The sequence below is a fragment of the Jannaschia sp. 2305UL9-9 genome, assembly GCF_041403465.1.
In the GTDB taxonomy this organism is placed as follows: Bacteria; Pseudomonadota; Alphaproteobacteria; order Rhodobacterales; family Rhodobacteraceae; genus Jannaschia.
In genome coordinates this window covers 53,489-78,828 of sequence record NZ_JBGEHM010000008.1, presented here as the reverse complement: position 1 = coordinate 78,828, position 25,340 = coordinate 53,489, and the positions used below count along the sequence as shown (strand labels likewise).

Below are 25,340 nucleotides of genomic sequence, written 5' to 3'. Positions count from 1 at the left end.
GGCGACGGCCGGTCCGGCCGTCGCCGCGAGCACGCAGATCGCCTGTATGATCCACCGCACGAGTATACTCCCTTATACCTACAAGATGGCAGAGCCGGCCTCGCCGCTCAAGACCATGAGTCAGGGTGGCGCAGGACGGCAGATGCATGGCGTTCGGTCCGTTGGAGCTCCGATGGGGCGCGGGGATGTGTCTTCGCGGGGTAGAGGCGAAGCGCATCTCTGATATCGTGAGGTTGTTGGGGATTTGGATCGCTGCGGTCCAGCCCTCTGAACCTCGCATCCGCTCACTCCTTGGGAGCGGACCGCGGTTCCGATCCGCTGCCCCCTCTCCATCGCGATTGCCGCCGATCTTTTGTTCCGCATATGTTCCCACCCATGAGCCAACGGAACCCCACCTGTCGCGAACTGCTCGAACACGCCTTCCCGGTGCGGCTATCGGCCCGCATGCCGCCGGGCCAAGATCACCGAATAGACCGCGCTCTCCGGCGCGTGCTGGGGTGGCAGGCGCACGGGCGTCTAGGCTCGATGCTCTACCTGACCTCGCTCGGCCATGCCTTCGGACTCGTTTGCGCCGGTCTCGACATGCAGCTCGAGGCGACGTGGCCGCTGCGCCTGACGCTCGCCTTCAAAGCAAAGCAAGAATGACTCGTGCGCGACGCGCTGCGCGAGATCGTCGGCGATGCCGACTACGCGATGGAGCGGGCAGGCCACCACCGCGGCGGCGCGCCCGCGTGGCATCTCGGACTCCATACCGTCTGGGACGGCGTCCAGTTCATATGCATGGCGCATCCCGGTCGGCTGGTAGCCGAGCGCTATGTCGGCCGGAACGGCAGACGGCGCGCGGCCACGGCTGCGTGTCTGGCGGAGTGATCGCCGCCCGGGCCCCGGGGCCCGTGGCCCGTGGCCCGTCCCAGCTCCGCCGGGACCCCGCCCGCGCGGGCCTCGCGGCGCGAGCGGGAGCGCCGCCCTGTGCGGCGCTCCCTAGCAGATGGGGAAGAGGGCGTTCAGCCCTCGCCCCCGTCGCCGGTGCCGTCGCCGTCCTGGGGGCCTTCACCGTCCCGCGCGCGGGGCTCGAAGGCGACCAGCTCCGTGGTGCCTACGGGGAAGTCGAGCTTTACGCTCAGGCACTTCGAGCCGTCCTCGCGGATGTTCTCGAAGATCGTACCCACCCGAGTGTAGCGGGTCTTCTGCTCGCCGTTCTGGACGTAGGTGACGGGGGCGGTGAGGTTGTAGCGGGCCATCTCGTGGTCTCCTTTCGTTTCGATGGGACGACAAAGGCCGGATCGTGAAAGCGCGGGCGCAGGCGCGAATGCGGAGGGTCCGCACCAGCCAGGGGGTGGAAGCCGTATTCGTGCTTGCCGGAGGGGAGGAGGCACGACGACCCGCAGGGCACGCCCGCGCGCGATCCGGCCAGGCCCATCTCTCGCGAAACGACAGGAGACCACCGAGGTAGAGGACCGCAGAAACACCGCTCACCCGACCCAGCCGTACGACCACCAGAACGGCAGGGCAGGAGGCACACGCCGACCGAGGACAGGCACGGGAGGAGAGGACCGACGCGGGGACGGTGGGGGCCGGAAGGGCAGGGGGCCGTCGATGGGGGGGGCGCTTGGGAGAGTGTCGTCGGCGAACAGCGGGGAGCAGGAGACGGGCGTCGCAGCTTGGACCGCGACAGAAGAAGGGGCGTCGTGAACGCCGTCCACCGGACCCAGAGGAGCCTCCGCACGCGCGCGGTTGAAAGTCTGAGAAACTTACCCTAATTTCGGACATCAGGAGACCAGAGATGAACGCGCTCGCGAAACGGATCAAGGCCAAACGGCGAGGCTCGGTATTCACGCCGAAGGATTTCGCCGATCTCGGCATGGGGCGCTCGGCCCTCGACAAGGCGCTCGCCCGTCTCGCGCAGCGCGGCGAGATCCGCAGGCTGGCGCATGGCATCTACGACAAGCCGCGGACGAGCCCGACGCTCGGACCGCTCTCGCCCGCGCCCGACGACATCGCGACCGCCATCGCGCGGCGGGACGGCCATGTGATCGGACCCACCCCGGCCCGCGCGGCCAACGCGCTTGGCCTGACGACGCAGATGCCCGCGAAGCCCACCTACCTGACGGACGGGACGACCCGGACGCTGAAGATCGGCGGGCGGGATGTCGCGTTCCGCCGCGCCGCACGGCGTAACCTCGTCGGCGGCAGCACGCCCGTGGGGCAGGTCGTCCAGGCCCTGCGATATCTCGGCCGCGACGGGGTCGACCAGGACGCGCTCGACGCGCTGCGGACGCGCGTCCCGGCCGCGCAGCGCCGCCGCCTTCGGGATGTGGCGAAGGACGTGCCCGCCTGGATGGCGCCCGCGCTCGAGTCCCTCGCCGCCGCGGACCCGGCCACTTGAGCCCGGACCGGATGCGAAGGTCCACATGGACGCACTAGCCCGCGCCCCCGCGGGCGAGCGCGCGGCGATCTTCGAGGAGACCGCCGCGCGCCGGAACGTTACGGGGCCGATCATCGAGAAGGACTTTTGGGTCTGCTGGACGCTGCGGCGTCTGTTCGCGCTACAGGACCCCGCAGTGGGGTTCATCTTCAAGGGCGGCACGTCGCTCTCGAAGGCCTACGGGCTGATCAGTCGGTTCTCCGAGGACGTCGACCTGTCGCTCGACCGGCACGACCTCGGTTTCGTGCGCGACCGTGACCCCGCGGCGGAGGGCATCAGCGGCAAGCGCCGAAAGGCGCTGCTGAAGGAACTCGAGGAGGAGACGGCCGCCTATGTCGGCGGTCCGCTCCTCGACCGCCTTCGGGCCGCGTTCGCGGGCGGCCTCGGGGGTGACGGTTTCGGTCTCGCGGTCGACGATCGCGACCCACAGACGCTGCTGTTCCGCTTCGCGGCCGGTCTGCCCGCCGCGAGCTATGGCGGCGGCTATCTCGGACCGTCGGTCAAGCTGGAGTTCGGCTCGCGCTCGGACCACCTGCCCGCCGAGGATCGCGTGATCGTCCCATACGCGGCCGAGACCTTTCCCGAGGTGGTCGCGGATGCCGAGACCACCGTGCGCGTCCTCGCCGCCGAGCGGACGTTCTGGGAGAAGGCCACGATCCTGCACCAGCTCGCGCACCGCCCGCCCGAGAAGGCGCTGTCGGACCGGACGTCGCGCCACTATGCCGACCTGGCAGCCCTGGCCCGATCCGACCTGCTCGCCGCCGTCGCCGAGCACAAGTCGCGGCTCTTCCGCGACCCTAAGGCCCGCTACGAGGAGGCGCGTCCCGGGACGCTGGTGCTGACGCCGCCCGCGCCGCTGCGCCGGCTTCTGGCAAGCGACTACCGCGCCACGCGGGAAATGTTCTTTAAGGAGCCGATCCCCTTCGAGGCGATCATGGACGAACTCTCTGGCCTGCAGTCCAAGATCAACGCGCCTCCGGCGCACTAGGCTTCTCGGTTTCGAAAGCTCTTCCCAAGCCGAGACGACGCGAAGCACTGCCCGCATTCTCACATCCCCGCCGCATGCCCGCCCGACGGGGCGGCTCTCGTGCAGACGTCACCGCCTCGCCCGCCACCCCGTCAGGGCGTGGCTGCCGCGCGCATAGCGCCGGTCCGGTCGGGCGGGGGCCCTCGTGGCCTCCGCCCGACCGGACATCCCGCGGCCCCGCAGGGGCCGCGCCGCCACGCCGCCCTCTCGACAGTCCCCGGACGCACCGAAGGGCGACCCCGCCCGGGGCCGCCCTTCCATCGCCTCGCCGGTGGGGCAGGGGGCTTCGCGCCCCGCCCCCTCACGCGGCCTGCTTCATCCCCTGAGCCGCCTTGCGCGCCCGCGCCTGTGCCAGCGCTGCCTCCGGTCCCTCCGCCGCGATCCGCGCCACGTGAAGCCCCTTCTTCTCGGCCTTCTCCGCGAGGTTGAGCCCGATCCCGCCCCCGCCGAAGAGGATCACGCCGCGGAGGCGGGCGCGCAGCATCTCGTCGTTGGCCCGGAAGGGCGCGGCCTTGGCGTGAGCGTTCCAGTTCGGGCGGAACAGCACCTGCGCCACGCCCCGGTTGCGCGCCCAGGCGGCGGCGATGCGCTCCGCCCCCTTCGATCCCTTGTGGCACAGCACCATGTCCGGGCATCGCGCGCGGGCGGCGTCGAGCCGGGCGAAGATGCGGTCATGGTCGGTCCAGTCCGACGCGCCCGCCACGGCGATGAACGTGCCGGTGACGGTGTTGCGCTCGGCCTCGGCCCGGTCGGCAGCTTCAAGCAGCCGCTTCGCCTCGAACACGGCCCCCGTCTCCATCGCCCGCCGCGTGGTGCGGGAGCCGGTGACGGGCACATAGGCGTCCCCCGTCTCGCGCTCGTAGGCTTCGGCGGCGGCCTCGGCCATCAGCCGCAGCGCGTCGGCCTTCTCCTGCGTCGCCTCGAACTGGCGCTGCGCGGTCTCAAGCTCGACCTCGGCCACCTCGCTGCCGTCCTGCGCCCGGATCAGCGCGGCGATCTTGTCGCGCAGCCGGTCGGCGGCCTCCTCGGTGACGGTCGCGCGGCGCTGGAACAGGGTGGCGAAGGCATGGGCCATCGGCTCCACCTCCGAGGCGAGCCCGGTGTTCTGGATCGTGCCGATCAGGCAGTCGAAGGCGTCCCCCACGGCGCGGCCCTGCAACTCCAGGTCGTCCGGGATGGGCAACTCGTCGGTGCCGTGCTCGGTGAGGCCGAAGAGTTCGATCTGGTCGTAGGCGGTCATGGTCATGTGGTCGTCCCTTTCTCGATCCGGTGCGCCGGGCCGTCCCGGCCTTGGCGGAAGCGCCTCGCTTCCCGTGGCCCCAGAATACCCCCTAACCCCTTCTCCCATAAGCGATTTATTCGCTCCGAGAGCAAATAAACCGTTTGCCGTCAGATCCTTACCCGCGCTTGTTTCGATCCCCGACCGAGGGAGCACACCGCCGATCGCCCCCGCGATCGGCCACCAATCCCCGTGGCCCGAAGGGCCTCCGCATCGGCGCCCCGGGCAGTCTCCCGCGCCGTTTCGCTTGTTCGTCACCCGTCGGTCGGTCGCACGGCCCCGGAAGGGCGGGCCGGCACGAGGACGGGGGCAAGGGGTCCGTGGAATACCGGAGGCCCGAAGGGGTGAGGATATGCCGCGAAAGCCCCTTGCGGCCGGCCGCCGGCCTGCTAGGGAGGAGGACCGCGACCGATCCACGGGGGACGGGCAGGCGTGGCAGGGGAAATGGCCCGGATCGTCCCCCCGCGCGAGCGGCGTTTGGCGCCCCCAGGGCGGCGAATCCCCGAGGGCGGCGAATCCCCGAGGGCGGGGTTTCGGCAGAGCTAAGAGTTCCCACCCACCAAGCCGAGTGACCTCGTCCGCACCCCCACCGGCCCCGGCGGGGCCTACCCGTGACCGTCACCCGAAGGGCGGAGACCCGGCGTGTCCGGCGACTATACGGCCGCGGCGGGAGGGAGCTCCGGAGGAGATCCCGGACGGCGCAGAGGCCGCAGGGAGCCGGACATGCTGGGGCTCGGGGAGGGGCGGCCGCCCTGACTAGGGCGCGAGAGCGGCCGAGCACCGGCGAGGACGCGGAGGTCCACATCCCTAGGCCCTTTCTCGTATCGCCGTGTAATTTCACCTTTGCACACAGACGTTTCGCACTGCATCGTCTACTAAGGGAGGACGATGCGCTGGAAGGATACGCGAAAGCCACGGATCGTCAGAGCGCCGTAAGGCTTCTCGCATGCATCGTCGCCGGGGGGCGCGCTGTGAAGCCCGGTGAATGGGGTGACGACGTCGTTGCGGTGCTCGAAGGTCAAGCTCGCCTTCAGGCCTTCGATTTCTGGATGCGTTATCCGGACTACCTCGCGAACGAGCTGCTCAATGATCACGCGAACGGAGGATCAGACGACCTCCTCATCATCGCGAGGCGCATCTTCGATGATCGGGAGCCAGACCTCCGAAACCTTCCGATGATCCGCTACCACTTCGGTGCGTTCGAGCCTCTCGACAATGCGCTGTCGATCCTGAGGGCTGCGGATTTGATCCGGATCGACCGGAGGGGCCAGCCGGGAAAGGTGAAGCAGCACAGCTATCTGCTCACACGACGCGGGTGCGAGGCGATGGAAATCTTGGCGTCCGAAGCACCTGAACTCGCTTGGTACCGAGACCGCGCGCAGTTGGTCGCAGACGTTGCTGGAGATCAGGGAGGCAGCAAGTTGAAGGGTCGTCAGTACGTCCAGACGGAGTACGCCGAGACCGACCTGTCCCAGCCCATCCGGACAATCGCGGATCGTGTGTTGGAGCGATTGCAGCAGTTGGAAGGCGGGTGCGGTACATGAGCGGAAGTTGGCTGGAAACGATTGCTGAAAAGGCGGATCTGTCGCCACAGGAGGCCGACCGACGGCTTCGCAAATGGGGGATCGCTCCAGATCGGGTTGCTCGCCCTGCGCCCTCGTTCATTATCGAGCGCCTCGCGTTCTCCGGTGAGAAGAAAGGCGAGATCCTGGGTCGCATAGACTTCGAATGGGCAGGGCTCGGCCCGGGGGTCTGGGCGGTCACCAGCGAAAGCAATCTAAGGGGGAAGTCGACGGTCCTCGAAGTGATGCTCTGGTGCCTTCGAGGGAAGGCGAAGGGCCTGCAGGACGATGTTCGTAGCTGGTTGTCGCATGTCGACTTGGAGTTCGGCGTGGATGCGGAGAAGTACCGGGTTGCATTCGATATGGTGGATGGCGCGCCGAATGGTCGTCTCGAGAGACGCGCGCTCGATGGAGAGTATCTGGAAGTCGAACGCTTCACATCGGACGAAGGCTTTGCCCTCACGATGTCGCAGTTCATGATGGACACGCTCGATCTCGACGTGTTGCCGGCGATGCAGGGGCGCGAAGGGGAAAGAAGAGAGGTCGAGCACGGATGGCTCGCTCTGTCGAATGTCTTCTATCTCGGCGGCGAGCATAAGGTGCTTCTGGGGGATGCGCAGATGGCCGGGCTCCCGGCACGCATCTTTCAGATGTATGTCGGGCTTCCCTGGGCGAGCACCAAAGCAGTCGTCGCGACCACCAAGAAGGAACTCGACCAGAGACGAACGAACGCAGATCGTGAAGCGCACCGCTCTGCCGTCGAGGCCGAAACGGCCCGGGCGCGTCTCGGGAAGGAAGTCGACGAGGTACGCAAGCGTTTGGCTGCGCTACCCACGGAAACGACAACGGCCGAGGCATTGGCTCAAGCAGGCCAGGCAGTCACATTGGCGACGACGAAGATGGCCGAGCTGCAGGCGCGGGCGGCCAAAGCCGATGCGGATGCGGAGCAGATCCAAGCGGCAGCCGTCTTGGACGAACGCGCCGTCCGGGATCTTCGTGAATCGATCGTCGCGGCGCGCTTCTTCAACGGCTTGAAGCCGACCTGCTGTCCACGATGCGAGAGCGAGGTCTCGACCGTACGGGTGAAGGCGGAGATCTCGGATTTGGCATGTTCTCTATGTGCCGAGGCGATTCCCGAGGAGCGGCTCGAGGACATGAGCGAGGAACTCGAAGAGGCGGAAGCTCGGGCTGTCGCATCCAAGGCCGCGGCGGATCGTGCGAAGAAGACCCGATCAGACGCTCGATCGGCCGCGAAGACGGCCACGACGGAGTTCAATACGGCGCAGACCGAATTGGCCGAACTGGCTAGGGGCGCTGACTTCGCGGCCAAGCGGAAGGCGGAACTGGAACTGGCCCGTCTCGAAGGCGCGCTGAAGGAACGAAGCGCCGCACCGCAGGAGGCGGTGCCAGACCCTGATGCGGACCTGATTGCAATTGCCGTGAGAGAGACCGGAAAAGCCTATGACGCGGGCCGGACGGGCATCATCGATGCCTTGAACACCGAAGTGCTGCCCTTAGCGCGTCGGCTCGGCATCGAAGCGCTGGAAAGCGTGAAGCTCGACAGCGCCGGCGCGATGAAGATCGAGAAGGGCGGAACGAGCACGTCCTTCGGCAAGGTGACGGCGGGAGAGCGGCTGAGGCTCCGCTTAGCAACGGCGATCGCGCTCTTGCGGGTTGGTCGCCGGTTGGGGATCGGGCGCCATCCAGGTCTTCTGATCATCGACTCGCCTAGCAAGGAGGAGGTGACCAAGGTCAATCTCGAAGCCCTTCTCGCCGAACTCCGGACGATCTCGGAAGAGATCGACGAACTCCAAGTCATCGTCGCAGGCACTGATGCGGAGGAGATCATCTCGGCCCTCGGCGAAGAGCACTGCCGGATTGCACGTGGGGAAGACTATGTCTGGTAGGGATCGGGCGTGAATGCGCGGGCGACCCTCGAAAGGAGCGTTGGCGAAAACAGAGCCCCAACGATCGACGAACTCGGCGGCGTCGAAGGGATACTGGCCGACCAAGAGGCCATCTTGGCGAGCCCGTTCTTGGATGTGCTCGTCGCAAGTATCGGAGGCGGAACGAAGGACGAGCAGTCAGCTCTGTCCTGCTTCATCATAGATGGGTTTCGTGTAGCTGACAGACCAGCGGTATTCCGGGATGCCGCCGACGCTCTTTTGTCTCATGCCGAGCTGCGAGTCCTGTTGCGCGATCAGCTGACGAACGCTCTGACGGATCGGGTCAAGAGACGAGGAAGCGAGACCGAGGCGCTCATTGCAGCCTACGCGCTGGAGGCGATGCTTCGCCTTGGCCTCGAAGACCGTCGCGCGCGGCTCGAGACGCTCCTCTTGTTCGAAGATCTCGATGCGGGAGATCATGGCCTGTTCGCTCTGCACGCGGCTCGGATCGTGGGCGTCGCGTGTCATCACTGGGAAGATCAGGAACTGAAGGAGGTCCTGGTCCGGCTCCAGGCGAACCAGGAGGCGACGGACGAAGCTGCATTTGAGCTCGGGATGATCGCCTTCGCGAATGCGCTCGACGGCGATGACTTCATGCAAATCACGATGGGGATGAACGACGCCCGTGCGTTGTTTCAGAGCGTGTTGCGCCACGATGAGGGGCGTCTCGATGCGGCCCTGCATGTGGCGGTCATTGATATTGTCTCGTCCTTCGCAGCTGATGACGCCGATGGGCTTGGCCAGCGTATCGAGGAACTGGGTCGATTGTTGGCCGAACGACAAGATCAGTTGGGCATCGGCGTCGTGCCGGGTTGGCTTTCGCCGAGAGTGGACCGAGAGGTCGAGTGGTGGTCGCTGCTTCGCCGCTTGCGATGGGTGGACGCTGACCTGCGCCGAGAGAGCTGGCTCGACGCTGGTCGGGTCATGGAGCAGGTTCTTGCGGTCTATGATGCCGAGCGAACGGTTTCGATCGGCGGTGGTCTGCACAGGCTCTTCGCACCTCGTATCGAGGCGGGGTTCATTCGCAGAATAGGGTTGGCCGCTCATCTCAGTGACCTTCTCGAAGAGGAGGATTGGACGCCTGCGCAGCGGCCGGTCGCGGAGACCTTGCGGAAGCGAATTACCGAGCGCGCGGAGGAGGATTTTCCCTCGCGGATAGATGGGGAGGGCGGCGCATATCCTGAGCTCAGCGCCGCCCTCCAGGACGACGTACTTCTGAGCCAGGTTCCCGAGGAGATGGCACAAAGGCTGGAGGGTACGCTCGCTGACAGGGTCAGGGGCTCCAGAAGACGTGTTCGCCGTGATGTTCAGCGCATCTGCCACTCAGTCGCGGAGGAGGTGAATGCAGCTGCAGATTATTGCGGGGAAGTGCGTATCGCCTTCGATGAGTTGATTCAGCAGGTCGTCGCCTTCTGCGATGATCGCCAGAATGCCGATTTGGCCCAGATGGGCGAGCGGGGCGCTTATCTGAGGAACCCTGGCGCAATCGAGAACGATCTTCAGCGGGATCTTCGAGAATGGCTTCGTGGCAACATGTCCGGCGTGGGAATCCAGCCGGAGGTACCCGGCATGGCTGCTGGTCGGTCGGACCTGTACATCGACTTTGGCGACACGCAGTTCGTCATCGAGCTGAAGCGGCACCAAGGGGTCGTCGATGAGGATGTCGGTCGCGGATACCGTGCACAGGCGGTCGCCTATCAAGCTACGGGTCCGAAACTGGGAATGCTGGGTATTCTGGAGTTGGTCGACCGTGCAGGACCGCCAGCAAGCCTGATCGAGTGTGTCTGGGTCGACGCTTATGTGCCAGAGGGCAGTAGCCTCGCCAGACACCTCGTCGTGTTTAAGGTGCCCGGCATGCTCAAGCCACCATCGAAGATGAAGTAGTCGTCAGTTCGCAATCAGGGCTCAGCCGAACCTCGAACTAGACCGGTACCGCCCCGTCGTGATAGTAAAAGTGCACGCACAGCGATCCGATGCGATCTTCGCGATAGCATGTTGACTGCCCTACCCCCCTAGCATATTTCATGCGTGGGGTAGGCGAGGCGACCTTCTAGCTAAGTAGCGTCATCCAGTCATCCCAAGTCTCCGAGACATCGAGAGACCTGATAGCAGGTGGGGCCGGAAACCGGCCTACGCCAGGTCTTCGCGCGCCGTTGAGCGCTTGTTCCAGCGGGGCCAGATGGGGGTGCAGGAGGCACGAGTGATATGACGACGATTGAAACGGCCCAAGGGGCGAAGACGAAGGCCAAGAAGTTCTCGAGCGAGACGATCTTCGGAAAGGAGGTGATGGGGCATGGCTTTACGGCTCTGCCGAACATCCTCGTCCGCGGACAGGCTCGGTTGGGTCTGTCGACGACTCAGTTCAACTTGCTCGTCCAACTGCTGTCGTACTGGATCGACCCTGATCGGCCACCCTTTCCGAGCAAAAAGGAACTCGCCAAGCGTGTCGGGCTGAACCCGACCACCGTTCGCATCAATATGGCGAAGCTGGAAGAGCGGGGTCTGATCCGGCGTGAGCAGCAGGTGACGGCAGCGGGCGACTACGGATCGAACATCTACCACATGGATGGGCTCATCGATGCATTGAAGGCGCTCGAGCCCGACTTTGCCGAGGAACGCGCCGAGCGAGCTGCTCGACGTGCGGAGACGGAACGTCGGCAGAAGAAGGACGAGGCGGCGGAGCGGGCGCGTCAACGCGGCCTCGTGCGGCGGCGGTAGGCGGTCATGGCACGGCGGCTGAACAAGAAGATTCTCGTCTTCATCGATGAGAGCGGCACGGCAGGGGACCCCGATTTCATGCTTGGCGCGGTCGTCGTCGCGTCCCGGCATGCCGGAATGGTGGGCAGCGCGTTCATCGGACTGCGGAACGGCTCAGGGGGCGAGGCCCACGCGGCGGAGATGAAGGGCGAGACCTGTCGCCGACTGCTGCGCGAGACCAGGGGAGCGCTGAGCGATGTGCCAGTCGTCACACTGAACGTTTCGGCGTCGCACCATACCGGCGGGAGGGACGAGATCTATGCGCGCGGCATCGTCGAGGCGGTCAAGGTGGCGACCTTGCGCTACGGTCGTATCACCGGTCTACAGTCGGTTGGGAACGTCGAGTTGATCCTTGACCGCAACGGAATCAACGAAACAGACGCGTTCCGCGCCAGGATGGTGAGCGCCCAGAAGACAGAGGGCCGCTTTCGCGGCGTGTCCCATATTGCGGCCCTCGATTCCGCCGCTGCGCCACTTCTGCAGATGGCGGACCTCGTCGCTTACGCCCGCAGGTGGCGCGACGCTGGGGAGATCGACGCACGACGCCTTGATCTGGAATGCGGCGTCTCACTGCTTTGAAACAACAAAGCCGCCCCACGGGCGGCTTTGGGTGCGGCTCGCAACCGGCCCTTATCGGACCGGGTCACCGCTGCGCCATCCCAACACGAGGCCAGGACTGGTCACAGAGATGATTTAGCAGGGGTAGAGCAGAAAATCAAGCAGCAGGAGTGCAGCGCTCGCTGCTCCAAGAGTTTTGCTAGGAGGCTCTCTCACTTGACCCTGCAACATTCTTGACCCTGCAACATTGCCTGTGCGGCATGGGCATGCGGCTCTCGGATCGTCTGAGGACCATGCGAGGTGCCGCCCCTTGAGCGCCCTGTGCGGCGCTCCCTGGCAGATGGGGAAGAGGGCGTTCAGCCCTCGCCCCCGTCGCCGGTGCCGTCGCCGTCCTGGGGGCCTTCACCGTCCCGCGCGCGGGGCTCGAAGGCGACCAGCTCCGTGGTGCCTACGGGGAAGTCGAGCTTTACGCTCAGGCACTTCGAGCCGTCCTCGCGGATGTTCTCGAAGATCGTACCCACCCGAGTGTAGCGGGTCTTCTGCTCGCCGTTCTGGACGTAGGTGACGGGGGCGGTGAGGTTGTAGCGGGCCATCTCGTGGTCTCCTTTCGTTTCGATGGGACGACAAAGGCCGGATCGTGAAAGCGCGGGCGCAGGCGCGAATGCGGAGGGTCCGCACCAGCCAGGGGGTGGAAGCCGTATTCGTGCTTGCCGGAGGGGAGGAGGCACGACGACCCGCAGGGCACGCCCGCGCGCGATCCGGCCAGGCCCATCTCTCGCGAAACGACAGGAGACCACCGAGGTAGAGGACCGCAGAAACACCGCTCACCCGACCCAGCCGTACGACCACCAGAACGGCAGGGCAGGAGGCACACGCCGCCCAGGGGACAGCGCACGGGCGGAGAGGACGGACGCGGGGACGGTAGGGTGCCAGGAGGGCAGGGAGCTCGACTTTGCTGGGCGCCGACGAGATCGCTGCCAACCTTCCCCCGGCGAGGCGCAAGAGTTGGGCGGCGGGTAGTGGCGCGTCCGACCGTGGCGCCCTGTGTGCCTCGCGCGCGGATCAGCCGTCAGCCACGCGACCGGCCACGATCTCCCGCAGCGGCACTTGGCTCGGGCTCAGCGTGTGACCGATCTCTTGCTCCAGCGTGGCGACCTCTGCCGCCAATCTCGGGCGCAGCCGGGCCGCCGTCCGCAGGTCTTGCCGTGACGCCATGATGCAGAACGAGCAGGAGCACCGCGACATCCCCGCCCGGTAGACCCAATGCGGCCGCTGCCCCGCGGCGGCGATGGTCTCGAAGACCTGCGCCTCGGTAAGGTGATGGATCGGCAGCCAATCGAGCCAGCGCCGACCCGCTACAGAGCCACGGGCATTCGTCCTCACGACCGCCTGCTTCGCCCGCCGCGCGCTCTCGTCCGCCCGCATGCCCATGCAGGAGACGATGCGCCCACCGAAGCGTGGGTGCGCCTTTAAGTTGCGCCGCAGCTCGCGCTGGATGGGCCCACGCTTCAGGTCCGAGGTGCATTGGCGGATGCCTGGCGTCGGGAAACGCCCACGCCGCCGGACCATCGCGAGAAAGTCCGTCCGGGCACGGGCGAGGATCAGAGGCAGGCCTTCGGTCGTTCGCTCGATGTGCTGGAGCGTGCCGGGCCATTCGACCCGCCCGAGCGGCGCGTGGACGACGATGAGCTGCTCGGCCGGGACGACCTCCCGCAGCAGGATCGTCATCGCCTGGCTGTCCTTGCCGCCCGAATGCGAGATCGCGAAGAGCGCCCCCGCCTCGATCTCGGCGGAGATGACGGACGGAATGCTCAGGGCAGGTCGGGTCATGGCGCCTGCCCCTCGTCACGATCGGGTGGGACGCGCTCATAGATCGCGAGCGCCATGGCGAAGGGCAGCTCGTTGAGGATGGTCGCGTCCGGATATCGCTGCCGCACGGTTGCGACCGTCTCCTCGACCGCACCCCGGTGCCGAACCTCGTAGACCCGACCATCGGACGAGTCGCGCCAAAGCACCCGTTCCTCCATAGCGCGGCGCAGGTCACCTGCGTCGATCCAGCGCTGCAGCAGGAAGGCGCAATAGAGTTCGAGGTCCGTCTCGAACTCCTGGTCGTCCTGGGACCGCCAGGGCGGCAGTTTCACCCGACACCACGCATCGGCGGCCGCATAGGCGGCACGGTCGCCGTGGAACGTATCCCCGCCGCCGGTGCCACCGTTCGACACTGTGCCGACGCGGACCCCTTCGATATGGAGGTCGGCGGAGAAGAAGGCCGTCTCCTGCGAGGCGGAAGCGCTGTACTGGATGGCATGCAGCTCGATCTTCATGCCACGGCCCTCCGCGGCGTGCGGACGACGCGCGCCGCGCTCGTCCAGGCGGAGGTGCGGACTCGGAGGTCGTAGTGGGCCGAGAGCCGGTCGAAGAACGCCTCCGCGCGATCCGGCATGGTCGCGCGGGCGAGCGCCTCAGTATCGTCCAGATCGCTCCGGATGCCGAAAGTGACGTGGACGCGGGCGTAGCTGTCCTCATGAAGCCAGACCTCGTGCAGGCCGTTGCGCATGACGATGCGCTCGCCGGTGCGCTTCCATCGGCGGGGCACACGGTCCCAGGCGTCCGACAGGCAGGCAGCGACGGCCTCGCCGAGGTCGAACCAGGCGTCCTGCCAAGCGAGGTCGTCGTGGGGCTCGAGGCCGTCGAACGGCTCGACATAGACGGTGCGTCCGTCAGGGTGACAGTAGAGGCCCTCACCCATCGGACCGCCCTCCGGTCCAGTTGCCTTCGCGCAGCGCGCGGCGCGGGTCGTCCAGGATCTCGGCCAAGGCATCGAAGACGGCGGCGACGGCCGCCTCGTCGATGCGGGCCATGCGGCACTTGGGGTAGTGGCCGCGATAGGCACCGTCGAACTCGCGGGCGAGCAGTTCCTGGGCGCTGCCCCAGGTGGTGCCGGCCAGCGCTTCGGCGATAGCGGCCTCGGACAGGCCGAGTTCGTTCGCGGCGGTCAGCAGTGCCAGGGCGGCGGTCACGCCGGGCGGGCGGTGTCCGGTGGGACCGGATGGGGGTCGGGACATGGTCTCTCTCCGTGCTGGTGGTCACGGAGGCCGGAGGCCGCCTCTGCCTTTCCGGGCAGGGACGGCCTCCGGGTCGAGGAGTGGGGCCTTTCAGTCCGCGGCGAGGACGTCGACGGGCCCGTAGCCATGCCGGGCGGCATGAGCCGCCGCATCGATGATCCGAGGCGCCGCGACGCCCCGCAGGGCCGGCGGGACGTCTCCGACGAACCGGTAGGTGCCGGCCGGGGAGCGGGCGATCCACATCCGCCGCCCGGTGACGCGATGTGCCGGGGTCACGATGCGACCCGAAGCCGAGCAGATCGCGCCTGCCGCTCCGCGATCCAATCCGCCAAGCCGAGCGCGGTGCGGCCGGCCGCGACCTCGGCGCGCCAGAGGCCCGCGGGGTCGCCGTGATGCGGTGCCGGTGCGGGATCCTCGATGACGCCGTTGACCATCCACGGGGCGGGCTCGATCCGCACGAGCCAGTCGGCCAGCGTCGGAATGCGGCGGCAATCCTCGCGAACGTGCTGCTCGCCGATCCAGCGGACGGGGATCGTGCGGCCAACGGCGTTCGTCACCGATGCCCCGAACACCCGCTCTGCCTTGAAGATGCCCTGCGCGTGGTGGCGCAGCGCCCTGTGGGTCGGGAGGGCGAGGTGCTCCTTGGAGGCGTCGAACCACGCGTGGATGGCTTGGTAGTCGGCGGGCATGCCGACGTAGCGGCGGGCGGAGGACTCGGCGTGATGCAGGGGGTGGGCCATCAGATGTCCTCCGACTGGGAGGAGATGCGCTCGACGACATTGTCGTAGTGGTCGAGATCGATCCGGTCGACGGCGACATCCCACGTCACCGTGCCGCCCCCGCCCTCGTTGTTCTCGAAGCCCGGGTGTTCGGCATAGGCGACGGACCACAGGAAGTCGGCGAGGCCCTCCATCTCGTCGACCTTCGCGACCTCCGGCTCGGCCCGGATGGCCTCGACATTTCCGCTGTCGCCATAGCCGTCGTAATCGGCCTCGAGCGAAGCCACCCCGAGGGCGCGCAGCGCGGCCAGCAGCCGGGTGCGCTCTTCGGTCAGTTCCTGCCGCTCGCGCTCGCGCATCTCCGCAATGCGGGCCTCCATCGCCGCCAGCGCGGCGGGGGAGCCCGGCTCGGGGCGCGGGGCAGGGATCGGGCTCGTCTCGTTCGTCGTGTCGGTCATGGTCGTTGTCCTCCATCGGCCCGGAATGGGCTCGCGAAGGGCAGGGGCCGCCCCGAACGGGACGGCCCCTGTGATGGTGGTGAAGTGTCAGGGAGCCGGGACGCGGGCGGCGGACACGATCAGGCAGCCGTTGCCATCTCCGCCTGAGCGACCGGCGCGAGCGCCACGACCTCATAGACGCCGGGCGCCTCGCCCTCGCGCAGCAGCGCGTTCGCCCGGTGCTGCGTGCCTGTCGGCGCGTAGAACGCCAGCGACAGGTACGCCGTCCCCGTCCGCTGCGACATGGTCCTCCAGATCGAGCCCATCCGCACGACCTGCCCGCCCGGCGAGCGCGCCTCCATGTGCCAGTCCGGATGGTCCTCGCTGGCCTTGTGCGTGTTCTCGACCGCGACGAAGTCCATGTCGAAGTCGTAGGACCCGATGGAGCCGGCGAGGTTGCCGTCGTCCAGCGTCTCGATCCGCCCCGTCAGCGCGAGCGGCTCGGCGGCGCCACCGGCGAGCGGCACGACGCGCCACCGGTCCTCGGGCATCGCGTCGTCCCGCACCGCATTCATGCGCCAGCTGCGGCCCATGCGGTCGGTTAGGGCGATCTGGAAGTACGGGCGCTGCGAGGTCTTGGACACGGCGGACCACATGCTGCCGACACGCATCGTCCGTCCCCGCGGAGTGCGGACCTCGATGTGGTAGTCGGGGTGGGTGTCGGCCGTCTTGTAGGCGTTCGGCACGACGCTCAGCCGGGCGAGGTCGAAGGTCAGCGTGGCGACGCTCAGCGTGAAGGTCTTGCCGTCCGCGTTCCGGGTCAGGGTTCCGGTGATCATGGGTCTGTCTCCTGGGCCTGGTCTCTCTTCCGATCCGGTCCGGATCGCCCCAGACGAAGCCCCCTTTCTTCCCTTCCGCCCGAGAAACAAGGTGAGGGTAATCCATTGCGGACGGGCCAACCTTACGGCAAAATTCAGCTGCACCCGTCTTGGCGCCTACACACAAGGATTTATGGAGCAGCAATGGCAATCAGGGATCACGGATACTCAAGGCAGGTAATCCTCGGACTTTGTGCCGTTATTGCCGTATGTGTTTCTGGCCTAGCTGTAATTGCCCTTCTGACTGATAACAGCTTTACTGCCGTCTTGCACGGACTCCTCTCTGCCACGCTTACCGCATGCTTGATCTTTCTACTTCTAGAAGGGTCTATCGTTCGTCGAGTCTCTGAGGCTTTCGACGAAAGATCGCAAAGGCTTATGGAAGAGAACGTTCTTGGCGCCATTCTTGGAAAATCATACCCGCCTGAAGTATCAAAGAAGATTATTAGCACATACCTGCACTCTAGCGTAATGCGTACAGATTCCAGAATGGAGCTGGATATAGATGAGCGCGACGGTATCTACTACATAATGGCGACCATATCTTCCACGTGGAAGAACGTTTCTAACTCGCCTCATACTTTCTCTCCACCGCTTCGAGCCGACGATATCACGGAGACACTTCCTAAAGAGGCCGTCAATTATTCGCGTGTACATGAATGGTCCGTATTCACTAGCGGAGGCATAGACAAAGAATGGGAAACGGCGATTCACCAAGAATATACCGATGATAAGCCGGCGCCACTCCTAAACGATGGCCGAATTTCAATCCCCGAGACCCAAAGCGTTGTTATCGCGCCTGGCGACCGATTTCGGACAAGGGTTCGTCTCGGCCGAGCCACCCGAAATACTGCATATGTTATGGAGCAGTTCTTCATAACTTGCCGTCTCACTCTGACGGTAAACTGCCCGGCCGACTGGATGGTCTATGCTCGCATTACACCAGCGGAGAGCCAAGAACTGGTCCGTGGCGCCGACGGTCTGCTTACTACTAAAGTTGAAGAGCCTCTAATGCCAGGTACTTGCCTTTTTGTAGCTTGGAATGGCAACGCCTCATGACCGCTCATTGATCTTTGAACTGGCAGGGTCCGGCTCCCGAGGCGGTTTCTGGTCAATCCCGCGCTTCCTCGGCGCCGACATCACCCCGTCGCCCGTCACGACGTCGAGCCGCTCGGCCGTCCGCCGGGTGATCCGCTCGCCATCCGCAGAAACGCAGACCTCGGCGTCCTCGGTCAGCTGGATGATCGAGCCGTCGAACTCGAGGAAGGTGGTAGAGACGCCGTCGGATGTCTGCCGCTTCACCGTGCCCATCGGGTCGATATCGACCCAGGTGTCGCCGACGAGGACGCGGACGAAATGGCCGGTGATCTCGACGCCCGACCAGCCGCGCCCGGGCTCGCGCCGGGCGATCACGGCGTTGGGGCGGAGCTTGATCTGGACGTCGCAGGCAGGGTCGGGGCCGCGCAGGTGGACGAAGGTCTCCTGGTCGGCGGTCTCGGCGCGCAGGTCCGCGCTCGCGTCCTTGGGCGGCCAGAGATAGGGGCTGCGGCGCTTCTTGCGCTCGGGGTCGCGGTGGAAGGCGATGAACATCTGCGCGCGCTCCCAGAGGGGGCGGGGGGTGTTGTCGGTCATGTCGGCCTCCTCATGCGCGTTGGTCGGGGTCGGGCGCGTAGCCGCGCTTTCGCTTGGCGGCCTCCCAGTCGCGCAGCGCGTCGAGCGCACGGCCTTCGTCCGCGTGCAGCTCGACCCGCGTGGTGCGCGACGCGCCGATCCGGCCCCAGGCGCGCACGAGGGAAGCGCCGCCGAAGAGGTCTGGTAGGACCTCCAGAGCGTAGTAGCGGTAGACGTTGGCTTCCGGCTCCACGCGGGTGAGGCGCAGGCGCGCGGGGAACATCTCGATCTGGGCGTCGGACGGCGGGAGTCGGCGGCGCATGGGGCGGGGCCTCCGTGGGAGAACGTTCGTAGAATCTCAGGTTGCACGCGACCGGTCCAGTGTGATCTGGAGCTCGGCCGCCCACATGGTGGATCAGCGCGTTACGCGGCGATCTTCACGCCACTGCCCCCGCGGATCGCCTCAATCACGGCCTCGGCGCGATCCCCCACGGGGACGAAGGCGCGGAGCTGATAGGCGATGATCTCCGTGAAGCAGCCGGCGGCCTTCAGCTGCGCGGCCTGCTCCGGTCGCCAGCCCTCGACCTCCAGCCGCCTGGCCCCGGCGACCCGGCGGGCCCGCAGCGTCAGCCCGCGCCCGAGGTCCACCGCCCCGTCCCTGGCCATGGCGGCCGCGACCAGCTCGGCGGGCGTGCCGCCCCCGCCCTGGAACCGCGCGCGCAGGACCACCGCCTGCTCCGGCGAGATCGCCCGGCCGATGCGGGCGACGCCGTCCTCCGGCGTGACGCGCCAGATGCGCTCGCTGTCCGAGGGGATGTCGCGCCAGATCGGCAGGAGGAGGCCGGTGAGCAGCACGAGCCGCTCGGTCGCCACGCGGGGGAGGGCACCGGCCTCGGCGTCCCAAAGGAGAACGAAGGTGTCGCGGCCCAGGGGTTCCCAATGGGACGAAGCGAAGGCCTCCTCCGTCACCGAGGACCGGCCCGTAGGCCGCCGCAGGTCGCGCATCTCGGCGAAGGCGTCGTCCTCGAACACCTGGTAGGGCCGGGCGGAGACGAGCGCGATCTTGCCCGAGGCGGCGTTGCGCATCGGGACCATCCGACCCCCGGCGGCGTGGTTGGAGAGAGCGGCCTCGGCCGAGAGGACGTGAAGGGCGTTCTCCGTCTCCAGCGTGACGGTGCGCGTGACCGACCCGGACTTCGGGCAGGTCCAGAGATCGGCTTCCTCGATCACGGTGATGCGGTCGGCGCGCAAGGTTTCGATCCCGACATCGAGCGTGCCGTTGGCCCGCGCCCGCTCGGTCTGCTGCTCGATCTTGGCGGTGAGCTCGCCGAAGAGCGCGTTCTGCATGTCGATGGGCAGCGCGAGCAGGCGGTTCAGGTAGCGCTGGATCGGCGGGAGGTCGTCGAGGATCACGCCCTCGGCGTCGGTCAGCTTCAGCGCCGTCCAGGCGAGAAAGGTCTCGTAGGTCATCGCCGCGGCGGGGACGTTCCCCTCGCAGCGGTTCGAGGCGAGGTCCCGGTAGTGCGCGACGAGCGCCCGGCGCGCGATGACGCTTTCCAGGTTGTCAGAGGCGCGGAACAGGTTCTGGCTTCCCGTCTGCCGCTGCCCGCGGGTGAGCGCCCCAAGCGTGTCGAGCCGCCGGGCGATGGTGGAGGTGAAGCGCTTCTCGCCATGCACGTCCGTGGTCACGACACGGAACCATGGGGGCGTGACCTGCGCCGAGCGATGAGTCCGCCCCAGTCCTTGGATCGCCTCCGCCGCCCGCCAGCCGGGCTCGACGAGGTAGTGTCGGCGGCGGCGCTCCGCAGCCCCCGTGCCGGGCGCGGCATGGTAGGACCGCCCGGTCCCGCCCGCGTCGGTGAAGAGCAGCACGTCCTTGATCCCGGCCATGAATGCGGCGGCCTCGGCGGAGTTTGCCGTGGAGGATCTGGGCACGACCTTCAGGCCGCCATCCGGCAGGCGGACCGACCGCTTCGACCGCCCCGTGACCTCGGCCAGCCGTTCCTCTCCGAAGTGCCAGACCAGCCGATCGAGCACCGAGGGGATCGGAGCGACGGCGTAGAGCTCCATAAGAGCGGCGTCGCGCAGCGCCTCGGCCTCGCGGCTGATGACCGGCTGTCCGTGTTCGTCCGTCAGCCGCTCGGCCACCATCACGCCCTCGACCTCGACGAGCTGATGCGCCTGGACGGGGAAGGCCTCGCGCAGCCAGTGGATCACCACCTCCTTCGGCGTCAGATGCGCCTCGGTCAGATCGTCGCCCTCCGCCCCCGCGATCGCCCGGTCCAGATGGCTCTCGCCGGTGGAAACGATCTGCACGACCGGCGCCCAGTCCTCGGCAAGGTCGGCCTCCAGGGCATCGATGAGCGTCCGCGCCTTGAAGCCGTTCAACACGTGACCGAAGAACCGCTGCTTCATGCTCTCGAAGCGCGAGAGCGCAGACGCCTTCGCCGCGCCCGCTGAGACGCCGCTCTCCTCGTCGACGATGCCGGTCGCCTCCAGAGCAGCGTGCAGGTTCTGATGGATCACCTTAAACGCTCGGGCGAAGCGATCGTAGGCCGCGCGCTCGTCGGCTGTCAGCCGGTGTTCCAGGATGTCGTACTCGACGCCGTCGAAGCTGAGCGCCCGCGCGGTGTAGAGCCCGAGCGCCTTCAGGTCCCGCGCCACCACCTCCATCGCCGCCACCCCGCCCGCGACCATCGCGGCGACGAAGTCCTCGCGTGTGGCGAAGGGGTAGGCGTCCCCCGGCCCCCAGAGCCCGAGCCGGGTTGCATAGGCGAGGTTCGAGACGTTCGTGGCCCCTGTTGCGGAGACGTAGAGGACGCGCGCCCGGGGCAGCGCGATCTGTAGCCGTAGCCCGGCGATTCCCTGCTGGGACGGTGCCGTGCCGCCGCGCTCACCGTCGGACGACCCGGCCGCGTTCGCCATCGCATGCGCCTCGTCGAAGGCGATGACGCCGTCGAAGTCCGAGCCGCACCATTCGATCAGTTGCTCCAGGCGCGACCGGCCCGTTCGCCCGGCGCTGCGCAGCGTGGCGTAGGTCGTGAAGAGAATGCCCCGACCGAGGGTGATGTCCTCGTCGGGCTTCCAGCGCTCCAGAGGCACGATGTCGGTCGGCGAACCGCCGAGGTCGGACCAGTCTCGCACGGCATCCTCGATCAGGGTCTTGGACTTGCTGATCCAGACCGCACGCGTCCGGCCGGCGAGCCAGCCCGCGAGGATCACCCCAGCGACCTGCCGGCCCTTCCCGGCGCCGGTACCGTCGCCGAGGAAGTAGCCCTGGCGGTAGGTGGCGGCGGCGTCCGCACCCCGGGGAGTCATGTTGGCCTCGGCGGCGGGTTCGATCTCCGTCCAGTCGTCGGAGACGGCGAAGCAGCCGGGCAAGTCGACCGTATGGGCGGCCTCGGCCATGACGACGGTCTCGAGCTGCGCGGCGGAGAGCTTGCCATCCGCGATGATCGCCGGGGGCAGGGCGGGGGCTGCTCCTTCGGCGAAGGTCGGCACGGGTGGTGCGACGGCGGCCATGGCGACGCTCTCGACCAGCGGGGAGGGGTGATCGACGGCGCCCTCGATGGAGATCCGCTGCGGCGCGTAGCGGGCGTAAACGTCGGAGACGGCTTCGTTGGTAAGGGGCTCGTCGTGGACGGCGAAGGGGATCGGAGCAGCAGCGCTCGATCGCTGCGCCGACGCCGAACTCTCCGCGACCACGACCCGCGGCTTCCGCTTCGGGGGAATGCCCACCGGGCGGACGGAGGCTGGCGTGGCAGGGTAGGGGCGCGGGAGGCGAGCCGGGCGATCCGGAAGCTCTGTCGTCACCACCTCCAGCGCCTCGGCAAGCGACGCGACCGGGCGCAGGCCCTTCGTAGTATCTCCCACCGAAGGGTCCTTGTCCCGGCGGTCGGCGACGAGCAGCGCGGTGTCCACAGTGGTGCCCATCCTGGCGAAGACGCGGCCGGGCAGCGCGAGGTGCAGGCGTGGGGCGACCAAGCACATGAGCCGGGCCCAGAGGACGGGCTGACGGTCCGCGCAGGCGGCCAGGGGCAGGACCGCGACCAGGCGTCCGCCGGGCGCGAGGCGCTTGGCGGCCGAGAGCACATGCCGTAGCGCGATGGTCGGATCGCCCGTGCGCGCCGCCGAGGACGCGAAGGGCGGGTTCATCAAGACGACGTCCGCTAAGTGGCCGCGGTCGAGCAGGTCGTCGATGTGCTCGGCGTCGTGGCGGGTGACGGGGGCGCCGAACAGCTCCTGCAGGATCGCGGCGCGGAAGGGGTCGAGTTCGTTCAGCACCGGGCGGCCGCCCGCGCGGCGCGCCATGTGGGCGGGGGCGCCGGTCCCGGCGGAGGGCTCAAGCACGGTGTCGCCCGGTCGGATCGCGCCGGCCGTGGCGGCGACGAAGGCGTAGGGCAGGGGCGTGCTGAACTGCTGCAGCCGGACCTGACGCTCCGAGCGGCGGGTCTCGGTCGGGCGGGTCCAGGCGGCGGCCTCCAGCGCGGCGAGGCGGGCGGCAGGGTCGTCCTGCTCTATCCCATCCGCGCTGATCGCGGCGGCCTGGACGAGGTCGTAGGCCTGGCGCCAGGACCATGCGCCCTCGGCATCGGTCCCGCCGACCACTTCGGTCATGTGCTCGGACAGGATAGCGGTCATCAGGCGACCGGCACGCAGGTCGTCTGCGAGGCGATCGATCAGGATTGGGATGTGGCGGCGCTTCATGGGGTGTTCTCCGTGGGATTGATGGATCACCACGGAAGGGAGCCGCCCCTTCCCTCTGTGGGCGGGACGGCTCCGTGTCGTGCAACGGTCGGTCGTCAGGCAGCCTCAGCTTCGGCCACGGCCTCGACGTCCTCCGATGCGTACTCTTCGTCGTCCGGGCCGAACTCTTCGTCCGGGTCGGCGTCGAACGCCTCGTCCTCGTCGACCTCCGCCTCGGCATTCGTGTAATCCGTGACCTCGACCCGGTGGCGGTCCCGCAGCGCGGAGATCGCCATCCCCGGCGGGCACCATGTCTCGACGGCCTTACGCTGCTCGGGCGTGAGCGTCGCGAAGGGCGCGGCGAAGAGCCGGTCGAGATAGTCCACCACCTCGACCTTCTTCGCCGTCGCGAGCCGCACAGCCTCCTCGGGCTGCTTCAGGTCGCCCGCCAGGAGGTCGAGCAGCTGCGCCTTCTTGATCCGCCCGAAGAACGCCTCCCCCGTCGGACGCCAAGCCGCGCGCATGTCGGGCACGACCTGGCCCGCGACGTGGGTGAGAAGCGCCTCGTGGTCGCCAAGCTCGGCCGGCGCGATCGCCTCGGCCATGGCCACGCCGACGATGCGGGCCTTCATGTCCGCGTCCAGCAGCCGGAACCGCTCGAACCGCTCGGTCACGGACCGGGCACCGTCCATCCAAGTCAGGTCGACGCCCTCGCGCAAACCGGCGATGGCCTCGGCCGGGCGCTGGTCCATCCCGTCGGGCTTTCCATGCGGGCGCTCGCCACGGGTGGCGGAGATCCCCATCGACCAGGACACGCGCGTGCCGTGCGCGTTCCAGAGTTCGGAGACGATCTTGAAGAGGGCGAGGTCCTGGGCGAGCGCGGGATCGGCTGCGAGTCCGGCGCCGATCATGATAGCCCGCTCCGTGCGCAGATCGGCGGCGAGCGACGCTGCGACCTCGAAGGGGGCGGGACCCTCGTCGGTCGCACCATCCGCGCCGGACCCGCCTCCGGCTTGCCCAAGCCCCGCGGAGACTCCGCTCGCGCCGGACGTCGTCTCGTCCGCCCTGGCCTCCATGTCCTCCGGCCGGATCAGGCCGTAGACCACCTCCACCCGGTCGTACCGCCAGTGGGCGATCACCCCGGCCTTGGCGCGCTGCTCCTCGGTCCAACCGGTCGTTAGCGCCTCGTGCTCTTCGGTCAGCTCCGCGTACTCGTCCTGCAGCGCGTCGAAGTCGGTGCCGTCGTCCATCTCTTCCGCGGCGTTCCGCGCCTCGTCGATGGCGAGCAGCCGGTCGGCGATGACCCGGCAGCGCTCGGCAGCCGCGCCTTCGGGCTCGATCACGCTCGGGTAGGTCCGCCCGTAGGGACGCAGCGCCTCGTAGTCGCAGTTGCGCCGTCCCTCGGCCCAGACGAAGCCGAGCCGGGCGCGCTCCTCTTCGGCGTGGAGCTGGAGCTTGGCCTCCAGCACCCGTTCCACCAGCGCCTCGTCGGTCAGGACCGAGTCCTCCTCGATCAGGTCCGCCGTGATCGCGCCGTCGGCCGCGCGGTACTCCGCCTCGACGAACCGCCCGAGCAGGGAGCCGAGCTTGAGGCCGGCCTTCTCCAGCCGGTCGCGGATCGTCCAGGCCTGGCGGTACTGACCCTCGGTGGCCTCGAAGACCGCCCATTGCGTGGCGTGGTCGGGATGGGTGGCGAAGGCCTTCATCACGTCGAGCGTGATATGTTTCTCGCGGGCGGCCCGGCGGATATCCGGGTGCACCCGGCCGTAGCGCAGGCGCTCGGCCACGCGGCGGGCCTCGACGCCGAAGGTCTTGGCGATGCTCTCGACCGAATGCCCGCCCGCCTCGATCATGCGGGCGAAGGCCTCGTACTCGTCGAGCGGGTCCATCGGGGCTTGCGTCACGTTCTCGGCGACGGTGATGGCGGTCGCGGCGGCGATGTCCTCACTGAGCGCTCGGCAGGCGATCTTCGTGGTCTTCGTCCAGGCCTTCGCGGCCTTGTCCTCGGCCAACAGGCGCAAGGCGGTAAGGCGGCGGCCGCCGGCGAGCACGCCCCAGACGGTCTTCCCGTCGACCTCCGTCCTCTGAACGATGAGCGGGTTCAGGAGCCCTAGCGTCGCGATGGACGCGGCGAGGACGGGGATGTCGTCGGCGGCGTAGGTCTCGGGCGAGGCCGCACGGGCGTTCAGCGGGTGCAGGTGCAGGTCCTTCAGCGCGACTTGCGTGTCGGTCAGCTGGGGGGTGATGGTCTTGGTCGTGGGCATCGGTTCGTCTCCGGGTTCTCTCGTGGCCGGATCGGCCACAGCCCGAAGGAAGCCCCCTCGCTCTTTCGGGCGCGGAGGCTTGGGCTGGGTGCGATGTTTGGTGCGAAGCGCTGCGCTCGATGGCCA

22 protein-coding genes are annotated in these 25,340 nt (G+C 67.7%); 8 read left to right on the top strand and 14 right to left on the bottom strand.

Annotation, left to right across the window (positions count from 1 at the left end):
- Window positions 1-648 precede the first annotated feature (648 nt).
- A complete protein-coding gene (locus tag V6N07_RS18055) occupies window positions 649-870 on the top strand; it encodes a hypothetical protein (RefSeq protein ID WP_371158387.1) in 222 nt (73 codons plus the stop codon).
- A 134-nt stretch (window positions 871-1,004) separates the two neighbouring features.
- On the opposite strand, the gene V6N07_RS18050 is transcribed toward V6N07_RS18055, so the two are convergent.
- Window positions 1,005-1,241 carry a hypothetical protein gene (locus V6N07_RS18050; RefSeq protein ID WP_371158371.1) on the bottom strand — a complete coding sequence of 79 codons (237 nt, stop codon included), beginning with the start codon at window positions 1,239-1,241 and terminating at the stop codon, window positions 1,005-1,007.
- Window positions 1,242-1,783: 542 nt separating this feature from the next.
- On the opposite strand from V6N07_RS18050, the gene V6N07_RS18045 reads away from it, so the two are divergent.
- Window positions 1,784-2,386 (top strand): DUF6088 family protein, encoded by a 603-nt coding sequence (locus V6N07_RS18045; RefSeq protein WP_371158385.1) that lies wholly within the window; start codon window positions 1,784-1,786, stop codon window positions 2,384-2,386.
- A gap of 25 nt (window positions 2,387-2,411) precedes the next feature.
- Window positions 2,412-3,413, top strand: coding sequence for a nucleotidyl transferase AbiEii/AbiGii toxin family protein (locus V6N07_RS18040; protein ID WP_371158384.1), 1,002 nt, complete (start codon window positions 2,412-2,414; stop codon window positions 3,411-3,413).
- 340 nt (window positions 3,414-3,753) lie between these two features.
- Here V6N07_RS18040 and V6N07_RS18035 read toward each other — a convergent pair whose 3' ends face one another.
- Window positions 3,754-4,698, bottom strand: a complete 945-nt coding sequence (locus V6N07_RS18035; RefSeq protein ID WP_371158382.1) for a DUF2493 domain-containing protein — start codon at window positions 4,696-4,698, stop codon at window positions 3,754-3,756.
- A 1,004-nt stretch (window positions 4,699-5,702) separates the two neighbouring features.
- On the opposite strand from V6N07_RS18035, the gene V6N07_RS18030 reads away from it, so the two are divergent.
- From V6N07_RS18030 to V6N07_RS18010, 5 genes are all read left to right on the top strand, one after another.
- Window positions 5,703-6,275: a hypothetical protein gene (locus V6N07_RS18030; RefSeq protein ID WP_371158380.1), complete on the top strand. Its 573-nt coding sequence runs from the start codon at window positions 5,703-5,705 to the stop codon at window positions 6,273-6,275.
- Window positions 6,272-8,200, top strand: a complete 1,929-nt coding sequence (locus tag V6N07_RS18025; protein WP_371158378.1) for a hypothetical protein — start codon at window positions 6,272-6,274, stop codon at window positions 8,198-8,200. Before V6N07_RS18030 ends, V6N07_RS18025 begins: the two co-directional genes overlap by 4 nt.
- A gap of 9 nt (window positions 8,201-8,209) precedes the next feature.
- The gene (locus tag V6N07_RS18020) at window positions 8,210-10,123 is read left to right on the top strand and encodes a hypothetical protein (protein ID WP_371158376.1); all 1,914 of its coding nucleotides are present in this window, start codon (window positions 8,210-8,212) and stop codon (window positions 10,121-10,123) included.
- 321 nt (window positions 10,124-10,444) lie between these two features.
- Window positions 10,445-10,957, top strand: a complete 513-nt coding sequence (locus V6N07_RS18015; RefSeq protein WP_371158374.1) for a helix-turn-helix domain-containing protein — start codon at window positions 10,445-10,447, stop codon at window positions 10,955-10,957.
- A gap of 6 nt (window positions 10,958-10,963) precedes the next feature.
- Entirely contained in the window at window positions 10,964-11,575 is a 612-nt protein-coding gene (locus tag V6N07_RS18010) for a DUF3800 domain-containing protein (RefSeq protein ID WP_371158373.1), read from the top strand.
- 335 nt (window positions 11,576-11,910) lie between these two features.
- Here the strand turns inward: V6N07_RS18010 and V6N07_RS18005 are convergent, their stop codons facing one another.
- The 12 genes from V6N07_RS18005 to V6N07_RS17950 form a co-directional block, all read right to left on the bottom strand.
- Window positions 11,911-12,147 carry a hypothetical protein gene (locus tag V6N07_RS18005; RefSeq protein WP_371158371.1) on the bottom strand — a complete coding sequence of 79 codons (237 nt, stop codon included), beginning with the start codon at window positions 12,145-12,147 and terminating at the stop codon, window positions 11,911-11,913.
- A gap of 469 nt (window positions 12,148-12,616) precedes the next feature.
- Entirely contained in the window at window positions 12,617-13,384 is a 768-nt protein-coding gene (locus V6N07_RS18000; protein ID WP_371158369.1) for a phosphoadenosine phosphosulfate reductase family protein, read from the bottom strand.
- The gene (locus tag V6N07_RS17995) at window positions 13,381-13,878 is read right to left on the bottom strand and encodes a hypothetical protein (RefSeq protein WP_371158367.1); all 498 of its coding nucleotides are present in this window, start codon (window positions 13,876-13,878) and stop codon (window positions 13,381-13,383) included. The genes V6N07_RS18000 and V6N07_RS17995 overlap by 4 nt, the downstream gene beginning before the upstream one ends.
- Complete coding sequence (locus V6N07_RS17990; protein WP_371158365.1) at window positions 13,875-14,303, bottom strand: hypothetical protein; 429 nt, start codon at window positions 14,301-14,303, stop codon at window positions 13,875-13,877. The genes V6N07_RS17995 and V6N07_RS17990 overlap by 4 nt, the downstream gene beginning before the upstream one ends.
- Window positions 14,296-14,619, bottom strand: coding sequence for a hypothetical protein (locus tag V6N07_RS17985; RefSeq protein WP_371158363.1), 324 nt, complete (start codon window positions 14,617-14,619; stop codon window positions 14,296-14,298). The genes V6N07_RS17990 and V6N07_RS17985 overlap by 8 nt, the downstream gene beginning before the upstream one ends.
- Before the next feature lie 272 nt (window positions 14,620-14,891).
- Window positions 14,892-15,359 carry a hypothetical protein gene (locus V6N07_RS17980; protein ID WP_371158361.1) on the bottom strand — a complete coding sequence of 156 codons (468 nt, stop codon included), beginning with the start codon at window positions 15,357-15,359 and terminating at the stop codon, window positions 14,892-14,894.
- A complete protein-coding gene (locus V6N07_RS17975; RefSeq protein ID WP_371158359.1) occupies window positions 15,359-15,796 on the bottom strand; it encodes a DUF6878 family protein in 438 nt (145 codons plus the stop codon). Before V6N07_RS17975 ends, V6N07_RS17980 begins: the two co-directional genes overlap by 1 nt.
- 119 nt (window positions 15,797-15,915) lie before the next feature.
- Complete coding sequence (locus tag V6N07_RS17970; protein WP_371158357.1) at window positions 15,916-16,614, bottom strand: DUF736 family protein; 699 nt, start codon at window positions 16,612-16,614, stop codon at window positions 15,916-15,918.
- Window positions 16,615-17,706: 1,092 nt separating this feature from the next.
- A complete protein-coding gene (locus V6N07_RS17965) occupies window positions 17,707-18,285 on the bottom strand; it encodes a hypothetical protein (protein ID WP_371158355.1) in 579 nt (192 codons plus the stop codon).
- A 10-nt stretch (window positions 18,286-18,295) separates the two neighbouring features.
- Window positions 18,296-18,586, bottom strand: a complete 291-nt coding sequence (locus V6N07_RS17960; protein ID WP_371158353.1) for a WGR domain-containing protein — start codon at window positions 18,584-18,586, stop codon at window positions 18,296-18,298.
- 101 nt (window positions 18,587-18,687) lie between these two features.
- Window positions 18,688-22,971, bottom strand: a complete 4,284-nt coding sequence (locus V6N07_RS17955) for a strawberry notch-like NTP hydrolase domain-containing protein (RefSeq protein WP_371158351.1) — start codon at window positions 22,969-22,971, stop codon at window positions 18,688-18,690.
- A gap of 95 nt (window positions 22,972-23,066) precedes the next feature.
- Entirely contained in the window at window positions 23,067-25,214 is a 2,148-nt protein-coding gene (locus tag V6N07_RS17950) for a ParB/RepB/Spo0J family partition protein (RefSeq protein ID WP_371158349.1), read from the bottom strand.
- Between the last annotated feature and the right edge of the window lie 126 nt (window positions 25,215-25,340).

Excerpts from the sequence above, each read along its gene's own strand:
- V6N07_RS17955 (WP_371158351.1), bottom strand. The coding sequence starts at position 22,971 with ATGAAGCGCCGCCACATCCCAATCCTGATCGATCGCCTCGCAGACGAC.
- V6N07_RS18010 (WP_371158373.1), top strand. The coding sequence starts at position 10,964 with ATGGCACGGCGGCTGAACAAGAAGATTCTCGTCTTCATCGATGAGAGC.
- V6N07_RS18015 (WP_371158374.1), top strand. The coding sequence starts at position 10,445 with ATGACGACGATTGAAACGGCCCAAGGGGCGAAGACGAAGGCCAAGAAG.
- V6N07_RS18040 (WP_371158384.1), top strand. The coding sequence starts at position 2,412 with ATGGACGCACTAGCCCGCGCCCCCGCGGGCGAGCGCGCGGCGATCTTC.
- V6N07_RS18025 (WP_371158378.1), top strand. The coding sequence starts at position 6,272 with ATGAGCGGAAGTTGGCTGGAAACGATTGCTGAAAAGGCGGATCTGTCG.
- V6N07_RS17975 (WP_371158359.1), bottom strand. The coding sequence starts at position 15,796 with ATGACCGACACGACGAACGAGACGAGCCCGATCCCTGCCCCGCGCCCC.
- V6N07_RS18035 (WP_371158382.1), bottom strand. The coding sequence starts at position 4,698 with ATGACCATGACCGCCTACGACCAGATCGAACTCTTCGGCCTCACCGAG.
- V6N07_RS17950 (WP_371158349.1), bottom strand. The coding sequence starts at position 25,214 with ATGCCCACGACCAAGACCATCACCCCCCAGCTGACCGACACGCAAGTC.
- V6N07_RS17960 (WP_371158353.1), bottom strand. The coding sequence starts at position 18,586 with ATGCGCCGCCGACTCCCGCCGTCCGACGCCCAGATCGAGATGTTCCCC.
- V6N07_RS18005 (WP_371158371.1), bottom strand. The coding sequence starts at position 12,147 with ATGGCCCGCTACAACCTCACCGCCCCCGTCACCTACGTCCAGAACGGC.
- V6N07_RS17980 (WP_371158361.1), bottom strand. The coding sequence starts at position 15,359 with ATGGCCCACCCCCTGCATCACGCCGAGTCCTCCGCCCGCCGCTACGTC.
- V6N07_RS17970 (WP_371158357.1), bottom strand. The coding sequence starts at position 16,614 with ATGATCACCGGAACCCTGACCCGGAACGCGGACGGCAAGACCTTCACG.
- V6N07_RS18050 (WP_371158371.1), bottom strand. The coding sequence starts at position 1,241 with ATGGCCCGCTACAACCTCACCGCCCCCGTCACCTACGTCCAGAACGGC.
- V6N07_RS18045 (WP_371158385.1), top strand. The coding sequence starts at position 1,784 with ATGAACGCGCTCGCGAAACGGATCAAGGCCAAACGGCGAGGCTCGGTA.
- V6N07_RS17990 (WP_371158365.1), bottom strand. The coding sequence starts at position 14,303 with ATGGGTGAGGGCCTCTACTGTCACCCTGACGGACGCACCGTCTATGTC.
- V6N07_RS17965 (WP_371158355.1), bottom strand. The coding sequence starts at position 18,285 with ATGACCGACAACACCCCCCGCCCCCTCTGGGAGCGCGCGCAGATGTTC.
- V6N07_RS17995 (WP_371158367.1), bottom strand. The coding sequence starts at position 13,878 with ATGAAGATCGAGCTGCATGCCATCCAGTACAGCGCTTCCGCCTCGCAG.
- V6N07_RS17985 (WP_371158363.1), bottom strand. The coding sequence starts at position 14,619 with ATGTCCCGACCCCCATCCGGTCCCACCGGACACCGCCCGCCCGGCGTG.
- V6N07_RS18000 (WP_371158369.1), bottom strand. The coding sequence starts at position 13,384 with ATGACCCGACCTGCCCTGAGCATTCCGTCCGTCATCTCCGCCGAGATC.